The following is a 22,193-nucleotide window of genomic DNA, read 5'->3' on the forward strand; positions in this document are numbered from 1 at the left end:
AAGTGATAGCATGAACTCAGTAAATGAATCAGTGAAAAACGACGCCACGACCGACCAAGCGTCGGCTCAGAACTCAGTGGAAGGTCAATCTCAGATTCAACAGGATGCCAGTAATCACATTCTTCATCCCTTTGTTGATAATCACGCCCTGAAAAACAAGGGGGCGCGGATTATGTCCAAAGCGGATGGGGTTTACGTGTGGGACGATCAAGGAAAACGCTATTTGGATGCCTTCGCAGGCCTATGGTGCGTCAACTTAGGTTACGGACGAAAAGAGCTGATTGACGCCGCCTCCAAGCAAATGGCCACCCTTCCTTACTACAACTTATTCTTTAACACGTCGACCCCATCAACAGTACAGCTTGCTAAAGCCATTGCCGAAATCGCACCCGATCACATGAACAATGTGTTCTTTACGGGATCTGGCAGCGAAGCCAACGATACTGTGTTCCGCATGGTTCGTCGTTATTGGGATGTCAAAGGTCAGCCGAACAAGAAGATCTTCATCGGTCGACACAATGGCTATCACGGCTCCACCGTTGCCGGCACCAGTTTAGGCGGCATGAAGCCCATGCACAAACAAGGCGACCTTCCGATCCAAGGCATTGAACACATTCGTCAACCTTATTGGTTCGATGAAGGTGGCGATCTGTCCCCGGATACCTTTGGTTTAATTGCTGCAAACGCACTCGAAGAAAAGATTCTCGAAGTGGGCGCTGACAATGTCGCGGCCTTTATCGCTGAACCGATTCAAGGTGCTGGAGGAGTGATCATTCCACCCGCGACTTATTGGCCTGAAATCCAGCGCATCACCAACAAATACGACATTCTGCTGGTCGTCGACGAAGTGATTTGTGGCTTTGGTCGAACAGGCAATTGGTTTGGTTGTGACACGCTCAAGATCAAGGCCGACTTGATGCCAATCGCTAAAGGCTTATCTTCTGGCTATTTACCCATTGGTGGCGTGATCATTTCTGATCGCGTGGCGGATGTATTGAAGTCGGAAGAAAGCGGTGACTTCCTGCACGGTTTCACCTATTCCGGTCATCCAACCTGCGCTGCCGTAGCGCTGGAAAATATTCGAATCCTGAAAGATGAAAAAGTCATCGAGAACATTCAACAACAAACCGGCCCTTATTTGGCGGAACAACTTCAAACGCTGGCGGATCATCCGCTGGTAGGTGAAGTAAGAACGCTGGGCATGCTCGGTGCCATTGAATTGGTTCAAGACAAAGCCACACGTACGCGTTATCCGGGCGATGGCAAAGTCGGCGGCATCTGCCGCGATCACGCCTTAGATCAAGGTCTGATCCTAAGAGCGACCGGCGATACCATGCTGTTATCTCCTCCATTAGTCATTACCAAAGAAGAAATCGATAAAGTCATCGAAATGACTAAAAATGCACTGGATAAGACATTGAAAGATATGCAATAAATAGCGTTATTGATATAACACGTTTTAAATCCTTCAAAGGCTGTCACCACCAGCCTTTGATAACAATAAAAAAAGCGATCACTACAATTATTTCCATTAGGAAGAGGAATCACCATGAAAGTAATAACCAACACACTTAAAGGAGCAGCACTGGCAACCGCCGTAGCAGGTACGCTATCAGCTACCAGTGCCTTTGCCGCAGAAAAAACCGTCAAGATCTACAACTGGTCGGACTACATTGCGGAAGATACGATTCCTAAATTCCAGGAATCAACGTCGATTAAAGTCAGCTACGACGTATTCGATTCCAACGAAGTTCTGGAAGCCAAAGTGCTTTCCGGTCAATCGGGTTATGACATTGTGGTACCAACCTCAGATTATTTGGCTCGCCACATCAAAGCTGGCGCTTACCAGAAACTGGACAAGTCCAAGATTCCTAATTGGAAAAACCTTGATCCAGAGCTCATGAAAAACCTCGAAAACTACGATCCAAGTAATGAATACGGCGTTCCTTATCAGTGGGGCACCACAGGTATCGGTTACAACGTCGCCAAAGTGACCGAAGTATTAGGTGAAGACGCCCCTGTCGACAGTTGGGATTTACTGTTCGACCCTAAACACACTGCAAAACTAAAGTCGTGTGGCATTGCCATTCTTGATTCAGGAAGTGAAGTATTGCCTCTGGCCCTTCAGTATCTAGGCCTGGATCCGAACAGTAAAAAAGCGGGTGACTATAAAAAAGCACAAGAGTTGATGCTCAAAATCCGTGACGATGTCACCTACTTCCACAGCTCTCGCTATATTTCTGATCTCGCCAATGGCGACATCTGTGTGGCAATCGGTTGGTCCGGCGATGTTTTCCAAGCTGCAGCCCGTGCGGAAGAAGCTGAAAACGGCGTTGAAGTTGGCTACAGCATTCCAAAAGAAGGCACGGCAATGTGGGCTGACATGATGGCCATTCCCAAAGATTCAAACAATGTCGAAGAAGCCCATGCCTGGATCAACTATGTTTTGGAACCTAAACCTGGGGCCGACATTACTAACTACGTTTGGTATGGCAGCCCTAACCTAGCCTCGAAAGAATTCATCGACCCTGAAATTCTGGAACACCCAGGTATCTACCCACCAGCCGGTACGAAACTGTTCACCTTCGAAGTTCTGCCTCAGAAAATCGAGCGTGTGATGAACCGTACTTGGACGGCAATCAAAACCGGAAGTTAATAAGACTTGAGTGAAACTGTATCCCTCATCAGCCTCACTCACGCTTATGATTAGTTATTAATTCGCGCTGCCTGGATCATTGAAGTCTCCCGGTAGCGCAGATTCAAAGACTTCACCAAATTCCTCACAACGATACACGAGGCATTTATGTCTTCTGCGGTAGATACGAACAACTCAAACGGAGCGAATGGCAATCACAGCCACACGAATGGAAGCGTGTCTCCAAACGGTAATGGCAAAGCAGGTAATGGAAAGACACCTCGCTCAACGCAGGAAGTATTGCTTTCCATTAAGAACATCACTAAATACTACGAAGAAGCCCTGGCGGTTGATAACGTCAGCCTAGACATTTATAAGGGCGAGATTTTTGCTTTATTAGGTGCGTCTGGTTCGGGTAAATCCACATTACTCAGAATGTTGTCCGGTTTTGAAAAACCGACGTCAGGACAAATTTGTTTAGGCAATGACGACATCAGTTTCATGCCGCCCAATGAGCGTCCATTTAATATGATGTTCCAGTCCTATGCCCTGTTCCCTCATATGAGTGTTGAAAAGAACATTGCCTTTGGTTTGAAACAAGATGGTATGCCCAAAGGTGAAATCGCTGATCGTGTCAGCGAAATGCTGAAACTGGTGCACATGGAAAAGTTTGCGCATCGCAAGCCGCATCAGCTGTCGGGCGGTCAGCGCCAACGTGTTGCCCTCGCTCGTTCGTTGGCAAAACATCCAAAGCTATTGCTATTAGATGAACCCATGGGCGCTCTGGATAAAAAGCTCCGTACCGAAATGCAGTTGGAAGTGGTCGACATCATCGAACGTGTGGGTGTGACCTGCGTGATGGTAACGCACGATCAAGAAGAAGCCATGACCATGGCCGATCGCATCGCCATTATGGACGAAGGTTTCATTCAGCAAATTGGTTCGCCCATCGATGTTTACGAAAGTCCGCAAAATCGTATGGTGGCCGAGTTCATTGGTTCGGTGAACATCTTTGAATCTGACATTGTGGTGGACGAAGAAGACCACATGAAGCTGTGTTCTCCGTCTCTCGACTCACAAATCTATGTGGGACGTGGTGTGTCTACGGGCATCGACGAAAAGACCATGTTGTTTGCTCTTCGCCCGGAAAAAACCTTCTTATCAAAGGCCAAACCAAGCCAGGAATGCAACTGGTCGTGCGGCCGTGTGGATGACATCGCCTATCTGGGTGGTCATACGGTTTACTATGTGGAACTGAAAGACGGCAAAGTCATTCAATGCTTCTTAGCGAACACCGAACGTCGTGCTGAACGCCCTCAGTGGAACGACCAAGTCTATGTCTACTGGACCGAAGATGCGGGCATGGTGATGCGCTTATGAACATCAAACAATCCATCCAAAGGCTTCCACAAAAGCTGCCTAAAGGTCGGCACTGGGTAATCTCAGCGCCTTATTTATGGTTGTTAATCTTCTTCATTTTGCCTTTCTTTTTCGTGGGCAAAATTTCGGTCTCTGAGGCGGAATTAGCCATTCCTCCTTACACTCCGATGTTTTCGTGGGAAGAAAACCAACTCAACGTGACCTTCAATTTTGGTAACTACCTTTGGTTACTCGAAGACCCGATTTACGTTCAAGCCTATTGGAACTCCATCAAGATGGCGTTCTGGTCGACCGTATTTTGTCTCTTGATTGGCTTTCCGATGGCCTACGCCATTGCCAAAGCGCCGAAAGAACAACAAGCAGTGTGGTTGCTGTTGGTGCTTTTACCAAGCTGGACATCCTTCCTGATCCGAGTGTACGCCTGGATGGGGTTACTCAAGAACAATGGTCTGATTAACAGCGGTTTAATGTGGCTGGGCATCATCGACGATCCGATTCAGATGATTAATACCAACTTTGCGGTGTATCTCGGCATTGTCTATTCCTATCTGCCATTTATGGTGCTTCCGCTCTATGCAAACTTGGTGAAGCATGACGATACGCTATTGGAAGCGGCCAGTGATTTGGGCGCAAACAAGCTGACCTGTTTCTTCAAGATCACGCTGCCTTTGTCATTCAACGGCATTGTCGCGGGTTCCATGTTGGTGTTCATTCCTGTTGTCGGTGAATACGTGATTCCTGAATTACTTGGCGGTACGGAAACCATCATGATCGGTAAAGTGCTCTGGCAGGAATTCTTCAATAATCGTGACTGGCCTGTGGCCTCGGCATTAGCTGTAATCATGATTGCGATTCTGATCATACCGATTACCTTATTCCACCGTTATCAGAATAAGGAGGTGGGCCAATGACAACCTCAACTGACAAGCGCGGGTCATTTAGCTTTAGTTCGTTTAGCTTCACGACCTTTAGTTTCACGAAATTCATGTTCTGGGCTGGCATCGCCTTCCTGTATCTGCCGATGCTGGTACTGGTGGTGTACTCCTTCAATGAAAGCCGTTTGGTAACGGTGTGGGCAGGATTCTCCACCAAGTGGTACTTCGAACTGTTTGAAGATCAGCAGATCATGAATGCGGTTTGGCGTTCCGTTGAAATCGCTTTCTTCTCTGCTACTGCAGCCGTTGCCTTGGCGATCTTTGCGTCTATCGTGATGGTTCGCATTAAACAATTCCGAACCCGAACTTTGTTCACCGGTTCCATTACCGCACCTTTGGTAATGCCCGATGTGATTATCGGTTTGTCGATGCTGCTATTGTTCGTCGCCATGGGCCAGCACATTGGTTGGCCTGCGGAGCGAGGCATGCTTACCGTTTGGATTGCGCACACGACCTTCTGTTTGGCCTATTCGACTGTGGTGATCAGCTCCCGTTTGATGGAAATGGATCGCAGCATCGAAGAAGCCGCGTTGGACTTAGGAGCCAACCAGCTTGAAGCCTTTGTCAAAATCACCTTGCCGATCATCTTCCCTGCAATCTTATCGGCCTGGCTACTCTCCTTCACCTTGTCACTGGACGACGTGGTGATTGCCAGCTTCGTGACTGGCCCTGGTGCTACGACCTTGCCGATTGAAGTGTTCAGCTCGGTTCGCCTGGGTGTCACACCGAAAATCAATGCGTTAGCGACACTAATTATTCTTGCGGTGATCATCGTATCTCTCGCCACTTGGTTTGCCACCAAGCGCATTAATGATCGAATGAAGCAATCAATGGCCAACTAACAGCTAATGGCCCACTAACAACGAATGGGCCACTAAGGAAAGGGAGTGAAACTGATCTACTTGTGAGGTTTTCACTCCCCTTTCCTGTCTGGGATTTAGTCTTGTGCCTCAACCAGTTCAAACGCAGTAGGTGACATATGAGTTCCGATTTTGATCAATACAGTAATGGTGATCTCGCGTTCACACGCGAATCGCCCTACGGCACGGTCATTGAAGCCATGTATTCCGGCGCCACCAGTTTCATGCGCCGTAAATACACCCGAGATTTAACCGGTGTGGATGTTGCGGTGGTCGGTATTCCATATGACTTAGCAACCTCCAACCGCCCTGGTGCGAGATTTGGGCCTCGTGCCGTTCGAGCCGCGTCTACTCAGCTTTCTTGGGCCAGACCTTGGCCCTGGACGTTCGACCCGTTTAACCGTTTACACGTCATTGACTATGGCGATTGCGTGTTCGATCCCGGCAGGCCGGAAGACGTGGCGGTGGACATCGAACGCTTCATCAGTCGTTTGGTCGATAACAATGTGATTCCGTTGAGTCTCGGCGGTGACCACTTTGTGGCCTACCCCATCTTGAAAGCCTTGCATAAAAAACACGGGCCAATCTCTTTGATTCACTTTGACGCCCACACGGATACCTGGGCTGATGAAAAAGGCCGTATCGACCACGGCACCATGTTCTATCACGCCGCCAAAGAAGGCATTGTTAGTCCGTCTCATTCTGTGCAAATGGGGATTCGGACCCAGAACATGCAAACCCATGGCTACAACGTGTTTGATGCCTTGTGGCTGCATAAGCATGGCGCGGACGAAGCCGTTGCCCGCATTCAGGAAATTGTCGGTAATAATCCCTGTTACATTACCTTCGATATTGATTTCTTAGACCCAAGTTATGCTCCTGGCACAGGGACACCCGTGTGTGGCGGATTTGATACGGCCACCGCGATCAAGATTCTTTATGGCTTAACCGGTCTGAATCTGATCGGCTGTGACGTCGTGGAAGTGGCACCACCGTATGATCACGCAGAAGTCACAGCGTTGGCGGCAGCAACCATCGCCACCAACTTACTGTGCTTATTAGCGGAAGGAAAAGAAGACCGCGTGTAGTGGTTGCTAATATAAGTTAATGATAAGAATTGAGGATCAAGGCACACTTAGTCCATGTCCTCGATCCTTAGCCCCGATCCTTAACCCGCATACGCACTCAATGCTACAGCGTTATTAGCACTTCGCTCAAACGGATCAACCATGCCTCCTTCTTTGAAGGTTAATCCTTCAGCAGACACTTTTTGAGCTTGCTTAGACGAGCTCAACAACCATTCGCCGGCCATCTGCTCACTCATACCACTGTCAATCTTCTGAGCCCACTCTTGAGTCAGTCGGTATAACTCTTTGAACATGTAAAAGTTCTGAGTTTGAACCAGCCCTTGCTGAAGATCTCTATCCTCTTTAAACAGCTGCTCAATCTTTTCTTTATCAGGATGATCGTTCTTAACGTAAACATTACCTTCATAATCAAAGGCCAGATCTATTTCCTGGGACGTATCAATGCCTGCTTTTGCAAACGCATTGGCAAGTTTCTCTTCGTACTCGGCTACATCATCCGCATTAAATAGCTCGATCGACGGAAGTCCGTTCAGTGTATTGCTAGTCGTTTCCTCTTCCTCTTGAGGAGCAACAACGGTTGAATACACTCGCGTCATATCTTCATATTTGGCAACCGCACGCGCTTGAGCTGATGTTTGGTCAGTTGCATTGGCAGATAAAGACACTTTGTCTTCTGCAACTTGGGCAGCAGTATTAACGTGTTCCTGCTGACCTGTTGCTCCCTGATTTTGCCCCGTTTGAGTAACGCTGTTTACTTGCGAAGCTTGCTGAGATGTCTGAACTCCATTCTGAATCTGCATGGCACCCTCGATATGGTTAATATGGTTATTGGATACGTAAGTTTTAAAGGATGTAAGCAATAAGCAAACAAGGCACCAAAACCGAAAAAACCTAATCGTTTTAGTATGGTACGGAAGATTTGAATGCTAAAAACAGAAGATAACGGAAAGGAATCGGAGGGATATTGCCACCCTGAAAGCGGCAACTAAATATCTGAATTCAGGTGTTAATTCTAAACAAGAAGAACAAAAACCGATGGCGACCACCCGCCATCGGCTTTTACTTAAGAAGCACAATTACAAATCTGATCTCCGTAGTAATCATTACTGTAATTGCACTCTTTTTGTTGATTTGATGTTTGAGAATCCTGGGGCATCGCTGGCTACCTCAATTAGTACATAGGGTTTACAAGAGCTTGTTAAGAGCCTTTTTTAAGAGCTATCGCTTTCTTAAAAAACAAGACTAAATGACACCATCTAAAGAATAAAATTAATTATCATTCTTTACTTTATAGTAAAAAGCTATGACAAAAAGGACGTTGTACAAACGCCCTTCTATTCACATCGAACGGTTTGAAGGGTTGCAGGCTGTCTGCTTAGAAATTCGCGGGTGTGGTCACAGAGACCAGACGACATTCCTCATCGAACGGGTTGTCAAATTTGTGCGGGCGAGATGACTCAAAATAATAGCCCTGACCGGGTTCTAGAACGTAGGTTTCACCATCCACCGTCAGCTCAACCTTGCCGCTGATGATGTATCCAGCTTCTTCACCTTCATGAGTGTATGGGTCGTCCCCGGTATTAGCGCCTGGTGGGATACATTCAACCAGCACCGTCATTGCACGGTTAGGAAAGCTCTTCCCGATCAATTTCCAATCCATTTTATCCACCGATGAATCCAGAAACTCATCTTGGGTGTAGACCACGGGAATATCGGTTTTGGAGGCTTCTTCAGAATCGAAGAATTCTAATAAAGAAATAGGAATACCTGACAGTACCTTTTTAAGAGAACTCACACTGGGGCTGACGCTGTTTTTCTCAATCATGGAAATGGTTGAATTAGTCACACCGGCACGCTTGGCCAGCTCACGTTGCGACAAGCCTGCTTTGGCTCGAACTTCTCTTAAACGGCTACCTACATCCAATGGTGTATTCCTCTCTTCATCAATGCTAAGCGCTGCGATTGAAAGACTGCGTTTTCACGTACGGATATCATCCACTCAATCCTAATCGCAAAATTACTTTATTTAATAGCCGCGTAGTATATCAGCTTGGCCATAGCGAGTAATCAAAATACAAAACGGTTTGTACGATATTTTGATCAGCATCATCCTCTGCCTCTCTTTTTGAGACTAGACAGCAAAGTCGAAGTTGTAAAATATTAAAAACAGTTTGATTAATATATAAAACAAACTTATGGTTAGAACTATCAATAAAATTACGAAAAACACCTTACTTTGTTCGTAGGTCAGTTATGCTCAACCCTAAAACGCACAGCACCGAACATCCAGACTCTTATTACTTTGCCAGTGCCAAGTACCCTAACCGCTATCCACAACTGACAGAACACATTAAAACCGATGTCTGCGTCATTGGTGGTGGCTTTAGTGGTGTTAACACGGCACTGGAGTTAGCCGAACGAGGCTACAAAGTTGCGCTGATCGAAGCCTATCGCATTGGTTGGGGTGCTTCCGGGAGAAATGGTGGGCAACTGATTCGCGGCATTGGGCATGGTCTTGATCAATTCAAAAACAGTATCGGCCAGGAAGGCATCGACGCCATTAATCAGATGGGTTTTGAAGCCGTAGAAATCGCTAAAGCGCGAGTCAAAAAGTACGACATTCAGTGCGATCTAAAAATGGGTTACTGCGATCTGGCCAACAAACCAGCCCATCTTAAAGATTTTAAAGAAGACAAAGCCTGGTTAGATGAAATCAACTACCCCTACGAAACACGCTTGTTATCCAAAGACGAAATGCACGAGGTGGTCGGTTCAGACAACTACATCGGCGGCTTAATTGATATGGGCAGCGGTCATGTTCATCCATTAAATCTCGTCACGGGTGAAGCCGATGCGGCCTTAAAATTAGGCGTTCAAATCTTTGAACAGTCGCCAGTCACGGAAGTCATCAAGGGCTTCCCGAACGTAGTTAAAACAGAATCCGGCCAAATCACTGCCGATCTTCTAGTAATCTGTGGTAACGCCTATGTGGCAGGTCTGGATAATACTCTGGAAGGCCAAGTGTTACCGGCGGGCAGTTATGTGCTGGCAACGGAACCCTTGTCTGAAGAAATGTGGCGCAAAGTCCTTCCCCAAGACATGGCGGTTTGTGATCAACGCGTCGATCTGGACTACTACCGTTTGAGTGCCGATAAACGACTCTTATTCGGAGGGCTTTGCACTTACTCCGGCCGCGATCCAAAATCCATTCAAAGCAAGCTTGGCCCGCACATCACTAAAGTCTTTCCGTATCTGGAAGGCATCAAAATTGATTATGAATGGGGTGGCATGATTGGCATCGGCGCCAACCGTTTACCACAAATTGGCCGCCTGGCCCCAAACGTTTACTACGCGCAGGCGTATTCCGGTCATGGAGTGAATGCCACGCACATGGCAGCCAAGCTGATTGCCGAAAGCATTCATCAGGAAAGCAATCGTATTGAAGTGTTCGAGAAGGTGAAGCATATGCGCTTCCCCGGTGGCCGACGATTCCGCTCGCCAATGTTGGCGATGGGGATGCTGTATCACCGAATGATGGATCTGTTTTAAGATCCATCACTGCTCTAGGGAACCCCTTACATCTGAACCGAATGAAAACTAATGCACTTGCTTAGCGTCTTGCGGTGGTAACCACTGCAAGAGATTCGTTGATGCGACTTGGTGAGCAATGTCTTCTGGCAGCGCATCAAGGAAAGGCCGGAATTTATCCATATACTTGTTCAAGTTATTAAAACGCCCTACAACATCGGACCCAATCACAAATCGGTCGGGGTACGCTTTAACAACATCCAGCCATACCTTTTTCGGCGCGCCTTTCTCATCGTACAAGTAATCCACCAACGTCCAGGACAGCAAGATGTTGAGATTTTCGTACTCGCCTAACAAGTCATTAACCAACTCAGGCACTCCCTTGAGAGTTTGACGACGATCTATGGCGGCACTCACACCCGCGTGAGCCCAAATAAATGTAGTATCCGGGCTAGACTCCAAGGCATCTTTCAACTCTGGTAGGAATATAAAGTCGGGCTCACGAGTGGACGTTAAATTACTGTGCAATAACACCGGTAAATCATGCTTTGCCGCTAACGCATAGACTCTTAATAATGCCGTATGATTCGCTAATGGTTTCTCGCCGTCAGTCAAAGAGGTTAACTCATCATGACGGGTAAACACCTCACCTATCCCTTTCCAAAAACCAGGATCACGCTTCAACAAACGTTCGATGTGCTCCACCGCATTAAGATCAGTCGGGTTAAACCCGGTGATGAACGGATAAAATCGCTTTTGATCTTTCTCAGAAACAGACTTCACCGCATCATAGACCAACATATCGGTGGCGGAATACCAATAGACAGATGCATCATCACTGGCGTAGAAACGAGGTCGCTTAGGTTCATTGCCTGCCCACTTTTTGGTTACTGCAAACCCGGTTAACAACGCACTCCCTATGTTTGCCTCATCCATATTCTTCAATAATAAAGCCATTCCATCGCTCCGCTGCTGAGGGTCGAAGTAATGAAGCTCTGCATCCAAAAACTGATAGTCACGCGCTTGAGCAGGCTCCCATAACAGCGTCACAGACAATAAGCCTGCAACCACACTGGCAGCCAACGACTTACAAAGAAAATACTTAGACGAAAAGAACTTACTCACAACACCTTCCATGTTAACCCTCTATGAATAACTTACTGCACTGCTCTTGCAGAAAGGTACTTTGCTCTAACAGCACACCAATGAAATGCTACTTTGTGACAGGCAACCACTGTAAAAAGTTCGTCGACGCTACTTGATGAGCAACGTCTTCTGGCAACGCATCAAGGAAAGGCCTGAATTTATCCATATAGGCTTTCAGTAAGCTAAACCCACCAACCACATCGGAACCAATCGCAAATCGATCCGGGTATGCTTTCACTACGTCAAGCCATGCGTCATTAGGCGCACCCTCTTCATCATAAAGCTGATCCACCACCGTCCAGGACAGCAGGATATTAAGATTCTTATGCTCACCCAACAACTTAGTCACTAGCTCAGGAAGACCTTCCACTTTTTGGCGTAAATCAATGGCGCTGCTCATACCCGCGTGAGCCCAGATAAAGGTCGTATCGGGATTCGAGCGCAACGACAATGTTAACTCAGGTAAATAAATAAACTCTTTCACATAAGGCGAAGTGATGTTGCTGTGCAGCAACACTGGTAAATCGTATTGAGCGGCCAATTTATACACCCTCATCAATGCTGGGTGATGAGCTATCGGACGCTCCCCTTCAATCATGGCCGACAACAAATCATGGCGGGTAAAGACCTCACCGATTCCTTTCCAGAAACCAGGGTCTCGTTTCAATAAACGTTCGATGTGATCTACGGCGTTTAAATCCGTCGGATTAAACCCGGTAATAAATGGGTAAAAGCGAGATTGTTCGCTCTCAGGTAACGACTTTACGGCATCATAAACCAGCATATCGGTAGCGGAATACCAATACACTGGCGAGTCGTCTGAACCGTAAGCCAAAGGCCGACGAGGTGAAGAGGAAGCCCACTTCTTGGTCACAGCAAAGCCGGTGATCATGGCTTTTTCAATGCTCGCTTTTTCCATATTCTCCAGCAGAAAATCCATGCCATCGGTCGCTTGCTTGGCGTCCTGGTAATGAATCTCGGCATCAAAGAATTGATAGTCTCGCGCCTGAGCTTTCTCACTTAACAAAGGCATAGCTAATAAAGATGCAGCCAATAGACCACCAACTAAGTTAAGACTCAGAGAGTTGCGAAAACCATACTTAAAAGAAAATGACTTACTCACGAAACATTCCATGTAGATTCTTAAAAAGAACTTACTCTACTGAGCCTACAGAGATTTGTCACTGTCAGGGGGCCATTCTCCGGGTTTTGGCGTTCACGCTTTACAGGTTAAGCCCTCGAATATTTAGTCCTCGAACGTTTAACCCTCGAACACTTAATTTTCGCTTAATACTGAAATCCGAGCTGAATCCGTACTGGGGAAATCAGGGTCCACATAGATAAACATGCGGTTAATCAAGCCACCCGAGAATTCAAACACACTGCAAAAGCGCCCTTGAGATACCTTGCCATCCGGCCATACGGTTCCGTCAGCCATCACCCCGGATTCCTGCCCTTCCACCACCAACATATTCCCAGCTTCGATAAAATTGAAGTTGGCAATGTCATGTTGAATCTGACTCAACGACGACCCTATTCGTTCACCGAAACGAATCAAACTCTGCTTCCCTTGATGAGTGCCAAACTTCGGAAAAAAGAAACGAACATCCTCTGAAAACAACGCCAAGTAACTCTCATCACCTGCATCAATTTTTTCAAAATATTCAATCGCACGTTGAACATTGGGGCTTAGCTTTTCTTGTTCCATCATGGTTCTCTCCTTATTACATACAAGACAAATGCCGAACAAATACAAAGTAAATAGTATGGAGAGATCTAAAGTGCATAAGTTCCAATTTAAACTAACTAGCTGCCCTAAAGTTTGCCGTATGACCAATATCTTCCAGCCATAAGCTATTCCTTGATACCATACTGCCCTTACGCAGAAGGAATCCTTTGCAGCAAGCGCATAGAAGTTAATATCAAGTCTTCTAAGCAGGCTCGATTCTTCAAAACACAAACACGTATATTCTGAGGTTGTTATGTCTGATCTGATTCCTGTTATCCTTGCCGGTGGATCAGGCACTCGTCTATGGCCCCTTTCTCGTAAGAGTTATCCGAAACAATTTCAGCGTTTACTCTCTGAACATTCCCTGCTTCAAACCACACTTGCCAGAGCATCTGCACTGACACAGCAAGCGCCAATCGTGGTTTGCCATGAAGACCACAGATTCACCACCGCTGAACAACTCCGAGAAGTAAACCTGGAACACCAAGGCATACTTTTGGAACCCGAAGGGCGTAACACTGCACCTGCCATTGCAGTCGCTGCACTTCACGCCTTGAGCTTGACCGATGACCCAACCTTACTTGTTATGCCTGCTGATCATCACATTGAGTCTATTGACGCCTTTACTGAGTCAGCGCAATTGGCCGCACACCTAGCTCAAAATGACCGTTTGGTTTGTTTAGGCGCCCGCGCCACCAAAGCGCACACCGGCTATGGCTATATTGAACTGGGAGAGCAAATTCAAGACTCGGCCTTTACCATAAACCGATTTGTTGAAAAGCCCGATCAAACCGCCGCAGAATCCTACCTGGAGCAAAGTAACTTCCTTTGGAATTGTGGCATTTTCGTATTCAAGGCAAAGGCGTATTTAGACGCACTTAAAGAACTGGCACCAGACGTTTTAGCCTCAAGCCAGAGTGCCTATCAACAAGCACAGCATGACTTGGATTTCATTCGATTAGACCAACACGCCTTTCAGAGCAGCCCGAATATCTCCATCGATTACGCAGTGATGGAACACACCTCCGTTCCTACCAACACGTTGAGAGGCGCAGTTGTTCAGCTGGACACAGCTTGGAGTGATATTGGTGACTGGAACGAACTCTGGCAAACCAGCGATAAAAACGAAGATGGCAATGCCCTGTTCGGTGACGTAACCGCGCAACAGACTCAAGATTCACTGATCCACGCACATCACCGCCTTGTGACCACAATCGGCGTCAAAGACCTGATCATCATCGAAACCAGCGATGCCGTTTTGATTGCTGATAAAGCCTTTACTCAACAACTCAAGACGCTGATTGAACAACTAGAAGACGATCAAAGAACCGAGCTATTGGCGCACAGCGAAGTCTCTCGCCCTTGGGGCAAATACGACGTGGTAGATCTCGGCCACGGCTATCAAGTGAAGCGCATCACCGTAAACCCACAACAACGCATCAGTATGCAACGGCATCAGCACCGTGCCGAACACTGGGTGGTGGTCTCCGGCACCGCCAAAGTCACGTTAGAAAATAAGGTCTATACGATCAACAAAAACGAATCCACCTTCATCCCGGTTGGTGCTATCCATTGCCTGGAAAACCCAACGGACACCCCGCTTGAACTTATCGAAATTCAATCCGGGGAGTATTTGGGAGAAGATGATATTGAGCGGTTTGAGCACAAAATATAAGCTGCCTATGCGGCAGTGAATTGTCGGACTTTTGGACCTCTTGACTAGCCTATTTTCTAAGCTGCCTGTTCGGCAGTGAAGTTCCTCACCAGCTTTTTAATTGTTTCGTCCACTTTCTAAGCTGCCTGCTCGGCAGTGAACTTTTTCGACCAAAAGTCCGGTGTCGGACTTTTTTTCTAAGCTGCCTGTTCGGCAGTGAAGGTCGCCGTGAGGTTGAGTCCACGGTAAATACTTTTCTAAGCTGCCTGTTCGGCAGTGAACATAACATTCGAAATGGGCGACTCCGATGCGCTTTTCTAAGCTGCCTGTTCGGCAGTGAAGACACCAAGACCCAAATGATATGCACCATAATATTTCTAAGCTGCCTGTTCGGCAGTGAACTTTGGCAGTTTGATACGGTGCAGCATTACCCTTTTCTAAGCTGCCTGTTCGGCAGTGAAGCCTGGGCGGTGGTTGCTGGCGCATCATAATCATTTCTAAGCTGCCTGTTCGGCAGTGAAGAGCGAAGAGTTATGCGAAGGACTAAGAATCCATTTCTAAGCTGCCTGTTCGGCAGTGAAGGATTGGATCACATTGAAGAGGTGCTAAAGAATTTTCTAAGCTGCCTGTTCGGCAGTGAAGCCTGCCTGCAATTTGGCAAACGCGATCCATTCTTTCTAAGCTGCCTGTTCGGCAGTGAAGCCGCCATAGCAACGCCCCCGGCAACTAACAATTTTCTAAGCTGCCTGTTCGGCAGTGAAGTGGGGATTGACGACTGATCAGCTGCTAGGTGATTTCTAAGCTGCCTGTTCGGCAGTGAAGTTACCGAATCTCTGAAGAATCAGGTTCTTGAATTTCTAAGCTGCCTGTTCGGCAGTGAAGGTTTGACGGTGTACCGTCATCAATACGCCCCTTTTCTAAGCTGCCTGTTCGGCAGTGAAGCCCCCTAATCCAACAAAAGGGGCCGCAATTAATTTCTAAGCTGCCTGTTCGGCAGTGAAGATGATGTGCTTGCGTTGCTTAACGGTCAAATATTTCTAAGCTGCCTGTTCGGCAGTGAAGGCCACCGTGGAGACGGGCAAGCCGATCTATAATTTCTAAGCTGCCTGTTCGGCAGTGAAGGCCACCGTGGAGACGGGCAAGCCGATCTATAATTTCTAAGCTGCCTGTTCGGCAGTGAAGTTCTGCAATGCTTGCTCCATCCTCCCTTACTCTTTCTAAGCTGCCTGTTCGGCAGTGAAGTTGGTGCCGTGCATGTACAGCAAGGTCGGCAATTTCTAAGCTGCCTATTCGGCAGTGAAGGCAAATAGGTGTTAATTAGGTTATTAAACACGTTTCTAAGCTGCCTATTCGGCAGTGAAGATCAATTGAATGATAAGCGGGACACCCTGTTATTTCTAAGCTGCCTATTCGGCAGTGAAGTCATTACGAGACTTAATAACTCCATCTAACTCTTTCTAAGCTGCCTATTCGGCAGTGAAGTGTATCGTGCGGGTGAATCCTCTTACTGCTTTTTTCTAAGCTGCCTATTCGGCAGTGAAGGTGTCCGGTACGGTTGGTAGTGCTTTTACTGATTTCTAAGCTGCCTATTCGGCAGTGAAGCCGCCGAACATACGAATTACCTGATCTTCCGTTTTCTAAGCTGCCTATTCGGCAGTGAAGTCTGATTATGCAATCGCCCGTGGTGCTGCTACTTTCTAAGCTGCCTATTCGGCAGTGAAGCTTGTGTGTTTACTTCCTGCCGTGTCGGGGTGTTTCTAAGCTGCCTATTCGGCAGTGAAGCTGGCGGTATGGCGACACTACGTTGTCCTATCTTTCTAAGCTGCCTATTCGGCAGTGAAGTTGAGTACTACTCGCCTCAGTTTTTGGCCGAATTTCTAAGCTGCCTATTCGGCAGTGAAGAAATCCTAGTGTTTGATCCGATGCAATCCAAATTTCTAAGCTGCCTATTCGGCAGTGAAGGTAGCGTCTTCAAACTGGATTTTCCTGAAAACTTTCTAAGCTGCCTATTCGGCAGTGAAGTGTAGTTTAGAGCAAAAAAATTTAGCTACAACAATTAACTAGGTAGTTTTCATCAAAAACACCAAAAAATCACTCAAGCTGTAACTATCTGTATTTACTGAATTTTTAAAGAGCTTCAAATTTTTGGTATTTTTTAGGTCAAAGTTTCATTTACCCAATCTTCAATGATTAAGGAATCAACCCGCTTAAACTCTCTAATATTGTTGGTCACTAAGATGCAGCCAGCCGCTAAAGCGTGGCCTGCAATAGCAATGTCGTTATTACCAATGGGCGTACCAACCTCATTAAGTTGTTTTTTAACCTGCGCTGATTGATCGACGGCTTCAGAATCCCATGGAAGAATTGCATCTAACCGTTTAACAAATTCATCGATCCACTGCGTATGTTTGGGAGAGGCTTTCTTACTAACTGCGCCATAGCGCATTTCTGAATAAGTAATTGCTGAAATAACAACTCGATGCTTTTCAGATACCTGTTGCAGCTTTCTAAGAACTTCAATTGGGTGCTCCCGCATTATGAAACTGCAAATACAGGTATCCAGCATGTAGGTTAGTTTCATCTAGAATCGTCCTTGATCTTCGATTATATCTTCACGCTCAACCAGAAAATCTTCATCGGCTTTCTCTGTTTCAGCAAGAGAAATCCAACTTGGTTTTGAAGGTCGAAGGGTAATCGTATCCCCTTCTTTGATGATTTCCAGGTCACTTACACCTTCATATTCCATATCTTTAGGAAGGCGCACCGCCTGGTTTTTACCATTTTTAAATATGGACACCGTTCTCATGATCATCCTCCTGTTCCCGCGCAGCCAATTGTTCAATATTTAGACTACGCCCAATAAAGGCATATGTAAAGCATATGCAAAAAAGCAAACCCGTCTAAGATGACGGGTTATAGGGTCACTAGATTGAATGTTTAGAACCAGGGAACGGTCGCGACCAACTCATCCTGCTTGGAACTCAAACCATAGCAATTGAATGTTCCAAGGACAGGAGCTTTTGCATCAACTTTCTCGATAAAGAGAGGAAATCGACCGCTTGTTTCCGGGGTTCGCTTTTTTGTTTGCTGACTTTCAAGCCAAATGAAGGGCAGCTTGGAGTCTGCCTTATCTGAAATTGCTTTAAGCTTCTCCAGGCATTCTTCAAAATCCAAGCCAAACTTTTCAGACTGATGTTGAGCTTTATTTATCAAGGATGAAGCACGGCGCCCCTCACCTTTAACGTGTTTACGCTGAAAACTCACATAGCTTTCGATATCTTCAGGCACACTTTTAACAGACGTTACATGTGCATAGTCTGTATAGCGAGATAACCAGTCAGAGATATTAAGTTGTTCTAACTGCCCAGATGAAGAAGCCAACAGACGGAGTTTATTGCCTAACGGAAAGGGTTTTGCTCCATACCCTGGAATGGAAAGCGCCACAGCGGATTCGTTTTCTCCTGTTTTATGCTCCACCAGCACCAGGTGTATCTGCTGATACACCTTTTGCCAAAGGAAGCCGAGGCTGATTTCGGCGTCGGGTAGAAGGGTTATGTCTATGTAATATTTCATAGTGCCACCTACTCAGATTTCTCACCATACACACCACCTCGGATAAGGTTGGCAATCACATAATGTTGTTGATCCAGCTCTGGTTCTTGGGCCTTCAACACCCAATTATCCAATAAGGTATAGAAATCCATCTTTTGCTTTGGCTGTCTGTAGGCTTTGCCCTGGCTTGTAACAGAGCCGAATGGCTCAACAGAGATTGCTCCGACATGTTCAGCCTCAGGGAACCAAGTATCGATGGTTCGGATGGCATTGCCTATTTTCTGAGAGTGCATCGCTGCCGTTTCATTTACTTGATACAAGGTTTTACTCTTTTTGTCTTTCGCGGTTCCACTGTCCAGCACCAACTCTTGAGACGGAAAGACTTCTTGCCCCTGACCTAATTTCACAAAAGCTTTCACGGTTACCAAAGAGAAGTCCTGACCTGACAACCCCTTTTCAATAACGCTGCTAACTGCATCCAAATCAGATGAAGACTGATCAAACGCCGAAAGTTTGAAGTCATACCCATTAAACTTCCATGCATTTCCAGACTCAGCTTCGTTTATATGAACTTGAATGGACTCTGCACCCACACGGTTACGCCATAAAAAACGACCATTTGCTAAGTTCGTTGCATACCGCTTAGCCAGTTCTGAAAAGCCTTGCTGTTCAATGTAGTTGTTTACTGTTGTTTCTAGGGCTAAACGATAGTCCTGGCTGTTACAGGTTGATGGCTGTTGCACACTTCCCAATACGCGCAAAGTAAACTCCACTTTCAACGTATCGTGCTCGAATGGCAAAGCAGCACTATCCACTTTCTGTAGATTCGGCTTTTGAACTTCCTGATCCAGCTTGGCAGGGTCAGACATGATCGCGTTTTTTTGTCGATTGGAAATGGTGCCTCGCACCGACTTTTCCTGAATCGAAATCCCTTGCCAATTGGCTTCATTCTTAATGTCATTCCAGTTCCCCGAAAACATTAAAGCGTCCGAATTAGAAAGTTTGCGTTCGAATGCTAATACTGAAGCGGTTTTTAAGTTGCTCATGGTCATAATCCTTTATTAAACGTTAGGCAATTTCAGTTAAGTTTGAATCTTGAGATGTATAGTCGTTCTGGCATAAGTACCACCCTTCTTCAGGCTCAGTACTGTAATACCAAAGCAACTCATTTAAATCGTTAATGCGATGAGGGCTTAGCCACTCACCCAAGGTATAGACATACTCGACAAATCGAACCGGTGTTTCTTCATCACGGCTGCGAGCAACGCTTCCCGCTTGATAAAGAGGCGACATGGCTTTGTAACCGACAGGTATTGGTTTAATCCAACCTTTATACGGCCGCTGCAAGGGTTGCCCTTCTCCATCAAAGTGGAGCATTGAGTTACCCAGCCACGTAGAAAAAGCAGGATCAGAATCCCCAGCAAAATGCTGTTGTTGGTCAACCAACAAATCAGTGCGAGCGACCAGTGCAAAGCCTGGCAAGAAGGTACGCAACCAGAAGTTCACTTGCTCTTGCCGTTTTTCCTGTTTTTCATGAAGAGAAACGACACGGCTTGCAGCAAGTTGTTTAATTGTGCCGCCCGCCAAACGCTGAGACAAAACAATGTTCTTAATAGCTTGTTCAAGCGCTTTATACTCAGACTCATTCATTGGCGGCAGTTCTTCTATGCCAATGATTAGACTTACCGTCATATGGGCACGCCCTTCTTCCACAAAAGAAGGTGTTTTGGCTTCTTTGGTCAACGGATTCCGGGTTAAAGAAAATACATGTTCTGAATATGTAGCAGCTTGTGTCGTCTGTGGCGACAGATCGTGACATATCACTGCACAACCACTTAGACGAAGTGGAATTTCCAAATCTAAGCGCTCAGATACCTTTCGCTCTAGAGAGTGCATGAATCCAAGAAAATGAGTGATCGCTGGAAAACCCCAGGTTTGGCCAGCAACAGCATTGGCATTTTCCACCTCTATATTGCGAAGTGCGATAAATCCATCCATTAGAAATACTCCTTCCTAGCACGTTCCGTCAGCCGCAGCTCCTGAGCCACATACACCTTCCATTGGGCATGTTCCACATCCCCTGGATTTAATGTTGAACTTCGCAATGTATTGTTGAGCCAAGTTGCAAACTTATGAGCCACTTGGTCATGCCACTTTTTAGCCTCCATATCTTGACGAAATTTTTCATCGTAAGCGGCTCTACCTGGATCTAACCAAAGTTGCTCATCCAGAGAAAGCTTACACTCAGGGTGATCTGTCCACCCGGCTGGTTGACTATGTAAGTTTGCAGCAAACAGCAAAAGAATATCGACGATCTCTTCAACGCCCGCTTGCCGTGCTTGTCGAATATCAAAAGTAGATGGATTTAAAAACACTTTTTCCAGGTAGGCTTTTAGACGATGAGCTGCTTTGGCTTTTTTGTAGGCTCTACGTGGGAAAGCCGATTTAAAAACGGATTCGGTGTTATAGGGTAACTTTTCAATCTCCGCCCACAAGGGTGGGCGGTTATCTAACAAGTAGTTTTTGCCATAGCGCTGAGAGTTTAATTGGGAGATATTTTGAGGCTTTGTGCCGCCGTAGGTCTGAACAGCAAGATGAGGGAATCGGCTATGCCCATTTGCTTTAAGTTCTTCATCCTTACTGAACTGAACTTCTCTTAGTTCACGACGCACATCATATACTTTTTGAGCAAACGCACTGGCAAACAAAGGGGAAAGTAAGTGATATTGGTGTGAATGATCACTATCGGATTCACCTGTATTAATAGGCCAATAGACTTGTTTCGCCAACTTGTGGGAACTGAGTTCTTTAGAAGCAACGGCGTTTTTGAGCCCTGCTAACCAAGATTCTGCCTGATCCTGATCGACGGCTATGGAAAGAAATGGAGTAACGTTACCAGCCAGTACACAGTCGACTAATTTATTGCCTTCATGGTCCAACATAAGCAGCTTCCCAACATCAAGGGCCGCAGCATTCCCCACAATATCGAGCGCTGGGGTCTTGATTGAAGCAGTAGACACATAGCCTGTACGGGTATGTCTATACTCTTCAGCCAAGTACACATTACTACCCTTGGCATCGCTATGTAAGAACTTAATGGCATGTGTAACAAACTGAATTTGCCCCGCACGATTAGCTGCATCCGTTAGCCAGTTCACGGGTTTGAATTTTTCTTTCTCATCCCTCAGTTTATCTTCTAATGCTTCCAATTTGCTTTGATCGGCACTATCTGAAGCCTGAAGTTTACTAATATCCTTCTCCAGCTTTTCCAACTTATCGTTGGCCCGACTTTGGATATAGTCGAGTATCTTTTCGGTTAGCCCTTGAGCTTCCATTCTCACCTCGTTATTTATTTCAAATTTATTTGTGATTACCACACACCAAATTGCTTGAGCATAATTAGAAGCCCAATAACTGTACTGACCCCAACCACTTGAACTGCAACTGCCCAGCTCTTTTCACCTGCCTCAAGGCTAACTTTTACACCTAAAACATCAGATCTTTTCTTTTCCATGACCCAAAGTACCCAATCGCGTTTTTGGTTATAATACAACCAACCACACCCCCTATCAACACATACATACACTTCATACTAAATAGGTTAAATAAAAAGTCAGATAATTTTTAGTTGATTTTGATTCTCTCATCACATACCTTCCTGAAAACTGCCACACAGGCAGCTTAGA

19 protein-coding genes, 1 pseudogene and 1 CRISPR repeat array are annotated in these 22,193 nt (G+C 46.2%); of the genes and pseudogenes, 8 read left to right on the top strand and 12 right to left on the bottom strand.

Features of this window, described 5'->3' with window-relative positions; translation table 11 throughout:
• The first annotated feature begins 10 nt into the window (after positions 1-10).
• From ACFOEK_RS01855 to speB, 6 genes are all read left to right on the top strand, one after another.
• Positions 11-1,435 (top strand): aspartate aminotransferase family protein, encoded by a 1,425-nt coding sequence (locus ACFOEK_RS01855; protein WP_386715322.1) that lies wholly within the window; start codon positions 11-13, stop codon positions 1,433-1,435.
• Positions 1,436-1,549: 114 nt separating this feature from the next.
• Positions 1,550-2,656, top strand: a complete 1,107-nt coding sequence (locus tag ACFOEK_RS01860) for a polyamine ABC transporter substrate-binding protein (RefSeq protein ID WP_386715324.1) — start codon at positions 1,550-1,552, stop codon at positions 2,654-2,656.
• Between the two features lie 147 nt (positions 2,657-2,803).
• Positions 2,804-4,015 carry a polyamine ABC transporter ATP-binding protein gene (gene potA, locus ACFOEK_RS01865; protein ID WP_386715327.1) on the top strand — a complete coding sequence of 404 codons (1,212 nt, stop codon included), beginning with the start codon at positions 2,804-2,806 and terminating at the stop codon, positions 4,013-4,015.
• Positions 4,012-4,926: an ABC transporter permease subunit gene (locus tag ACFOEK_RS01870; RefSeq protein WP_386715330.1), complete on the top strand. Its 915-nt coding sequence runs from the start codon at positions 4,012-4,014 to the stop codon at positions 4,924-4,926. Before potA ends, ACFOEK_RS01870 begins: the two co-directional genes overlap by 4 nt.
• Positions 4,927-5,000: 74 nt before the next feature.
• Positions 5,001-5,792 carry an ABC transporter permease subunit gene (locus ACFOEK_RS01875; RefSeq protein ID WP_386718506.1) on the top strand — a complete coding sequence of 264 codons (792 nt, stop codon included), beginning with the start codon at positions 5,001-5,003 and terminating at the stop codon, positions 5,790-5,792.
• A gap of 137 nt (positions 5,793-5,929) precedes the next feature.
• Positions 5,930-6,898, top strand: coding sequence for an agmatinase (gene speB, locus ACFOEK_RS01880; protein WP_386715333.1), 969 nt, complete (start codon positions 5,930-5,932; stop codon positions 6,896-6,898).
• Between the two features lie 80 nt (positions 6,899-6,978).
• Here speB and ACFOEK_RS01885 read toward each other — a convergent pair whose 3' ends face one another.
• Positions 6,979-7,698, bottom strand: a complete 720-nt coding sequence (locus ACFOEK_RS01885; protein ID WP_386715336.1) for a hypothetical protein — start codon at positions 7,696-7,698, stop codon at positions 6,979-6,981.
• A gap of 575 nt (positions 7,699-8,273) precedes the next feature.
• On the bottom strand, positions 8,274-8,822 hold the full coding sequence (locus tag ACFOEK_RS01890) for a cupin domain-containing protein (protein ID WP_386715339.1): 549 nt from the start codon (positions 8,820-8,822) through the stop codon (positions 8,274-8,276).
• Positions 8,823-9,151: 329 nt separating this feature from the next.
• On the opposite strand from ACFOEK_RS01890, the gene ACFOEK_RS01895 reads away from it, so the two are divergent.
• The gene (locus tag ACFOEK_RS01895) at positions 9,152-10,447 is read left to right on the top strand and encodes an NAD(P)/FAD-dependent oxidoreductase (RefSeq protein ID WP_386715342.1); all 1,296 of its coding nucleotides are present in this window, start codon (positions 9,152-9,154) and stop codon (positions 10,445-10,447) included.
• Between the two features lie 48 nt (positions 10,448-10,495).
• On the opposite strand, the gene ACFOEK_RS01900 is transcribed toward ACFOEK_RS01895, so the two are convergent.
• The 3 genes from ACFOEK_RS01900 to ACFOEK_RS01910 all read right to left on the bottom strand — a co-directional run bounded on the left by ACFOEK_RS01900 (position 10,496) and on the right by ACFOEK_RS01910 (position 13,283).
• The gene (locus ACFOEK_RS01900) at positions 10,496-11,551 is read right to left on the bottom strand and encodes an amidohydrolase family protein (protein WP_386715345.1); all 1,056 of its coding nucleotides are present in this window, start codon (positions 11,549-11,551) and stop codon (positions 10,496-10,498) included.
• Between the two features lie 88 nt (positions 11,552-11,639).
• The gene (locus ACFOEK_RS01905; RefSeq protein ID WP_386715348.1) at positions 11,640-12,695 is read right to left on the bottom strand and encodes an amidohydrolase family protein; all 1,056 of its coding nucleotides are present in this window, start codon (positions 12,693-12,695) and stop codon (positions 11,640-11,642) included.
• A 153-nt stretch (positions 12,696-12,848) separates the two neighbouring features.
• Entirely contained in the window at positions 12,849-13,283 is a 435-nt protein-coding gene (locus tag ACFOEK_RS01910; RefSeq protein ID WP_386715355.1) for a nuclear transport factor 2 family protein, read from the bottom strand.
• 271 nt (positions 13,284-13,554) lie between these two features.
• Here ACFOEK_RS01910 and ACFOEK_RS01915 point away from each other — a divergent pair.
• Positions 13,555-14,952 (top strand): annotated as a pseudogene (locus ACFOEK_RS01915) (mannose-1-phosphate guanylyltransferase/mannose-6-phosphate isomerase); the annotation flags it as partial.
• 17 nt (positions 14,953-14,969) lie between these two features.
• Positions 14,970-16,977: a CRISPR direct-repeat array (repeat unit 28 nt; unit sequence TTTCTAAGCTGCCTATTCGGCAGTGAAG).
• Between the two features lie 133 nt (positions 16,978-17,110).
• Here the strand turns inward: ACFOEK_RS01915 and ACFOEK_RS01920 are convergent.
• From ACFOEK_RS01920 to ACFOEK_RS01950, 7 genes are all read right to left on the bottom strand, one after another.
• Entirely contained in the window at positions 17,111-17,536 is a 426-nt protein-coding gene (locus ACFOEK_RS01920) for a type II toxin-antitoxin system VapC family toxin (RefSeq protein WP_386715358.1), read from the bottom strand.
• A complete protein-coding gene (vapB, locus tag ACFOEK_RS01925) occupies positions 17,537-17,761 on the bottom strand; it encodes a type II toxin-antitoxin system VapB family antitoxin (RefSeq protein WP_386715361.1) in 225 nt (74 codons plus the stop codon).
• A gap of 131 nt (positions 17,762-17,892) precedes the next feature.
• On the bottom strand, positions 17,893-18,528 hold the full coding sequence (gene cas6f / locus ACFOEK_RS01930) for a type I-F CRISPR-associated endoribonuclease Cas6/Csy4 (protein WP_386715364.1): 636 nt from the start codon (positions 18,526-18,528) through the stop codon (positions 17,893-17,895).
• 8 nt (positions 18,529-18,536) lie between these two features.
• Complete coding sequence (gene csy3, locus ACFOEK_RS01935; RefSeq protein WP_386715367.1) at positions 18,537-19,553, bottom strand: type I-F CRISPR-associated protein Csy3; 1,017 nt, start codon at positions 19,551-19,553, stop codon at positions 18,537-18,539.
• Between the two features lie 22 nt (positions 19,554-19,575).
• Entirely contained in the window at positions 19,576-20,505 is a 930-nt protein-coding gene (gene csy2 / locus ACFOEK_RS01940) for a type I-F CRISPR-associated protein Csy2 (protein ID WP_386715370.1), read from the bottom strand.
• A complete protein-coding gene (gene csy1, locus ACFOEK_RS01945; protein WP_386715373.1) occupies positions 20,505-21,842 on the bottom strand; it encodes a type I-F CRISPR-associated protein Csy1 in 1,338 nt (445 codons plus the stop codon). The genes csy2 and csy1 overlap by 1 nt, the downstream gene beginning before the upstream one ends.
• Positions 21,843-21,877: 35 nt before the next feature.
• The gene (locus ACFOEK_RS01950; protein ID WP_386715376.1) at positions 21,878-22,021 is read right to left on the bottom strand and encodes a hypothetical protein; all 144 of its coding nucleotides are present in this window, start codon (positions 22,019-22,021) and stop codon (positions 21,878-21,880) included.
• Positions 22,022-22,193: the final 172 nt, after the last annotated feature.

It is taken from the genome of Litoribrevibacter euphylliae, assembly GCF_042646085.1.
GTDB classification, from domain to species: Bacteria; Pseudomonadota; Gammaproteobacteria; order Pseudomonadales; family Litoribrevibacteraceae; genus Litoribrevibacter; species Litoribrevibacter euphylliae.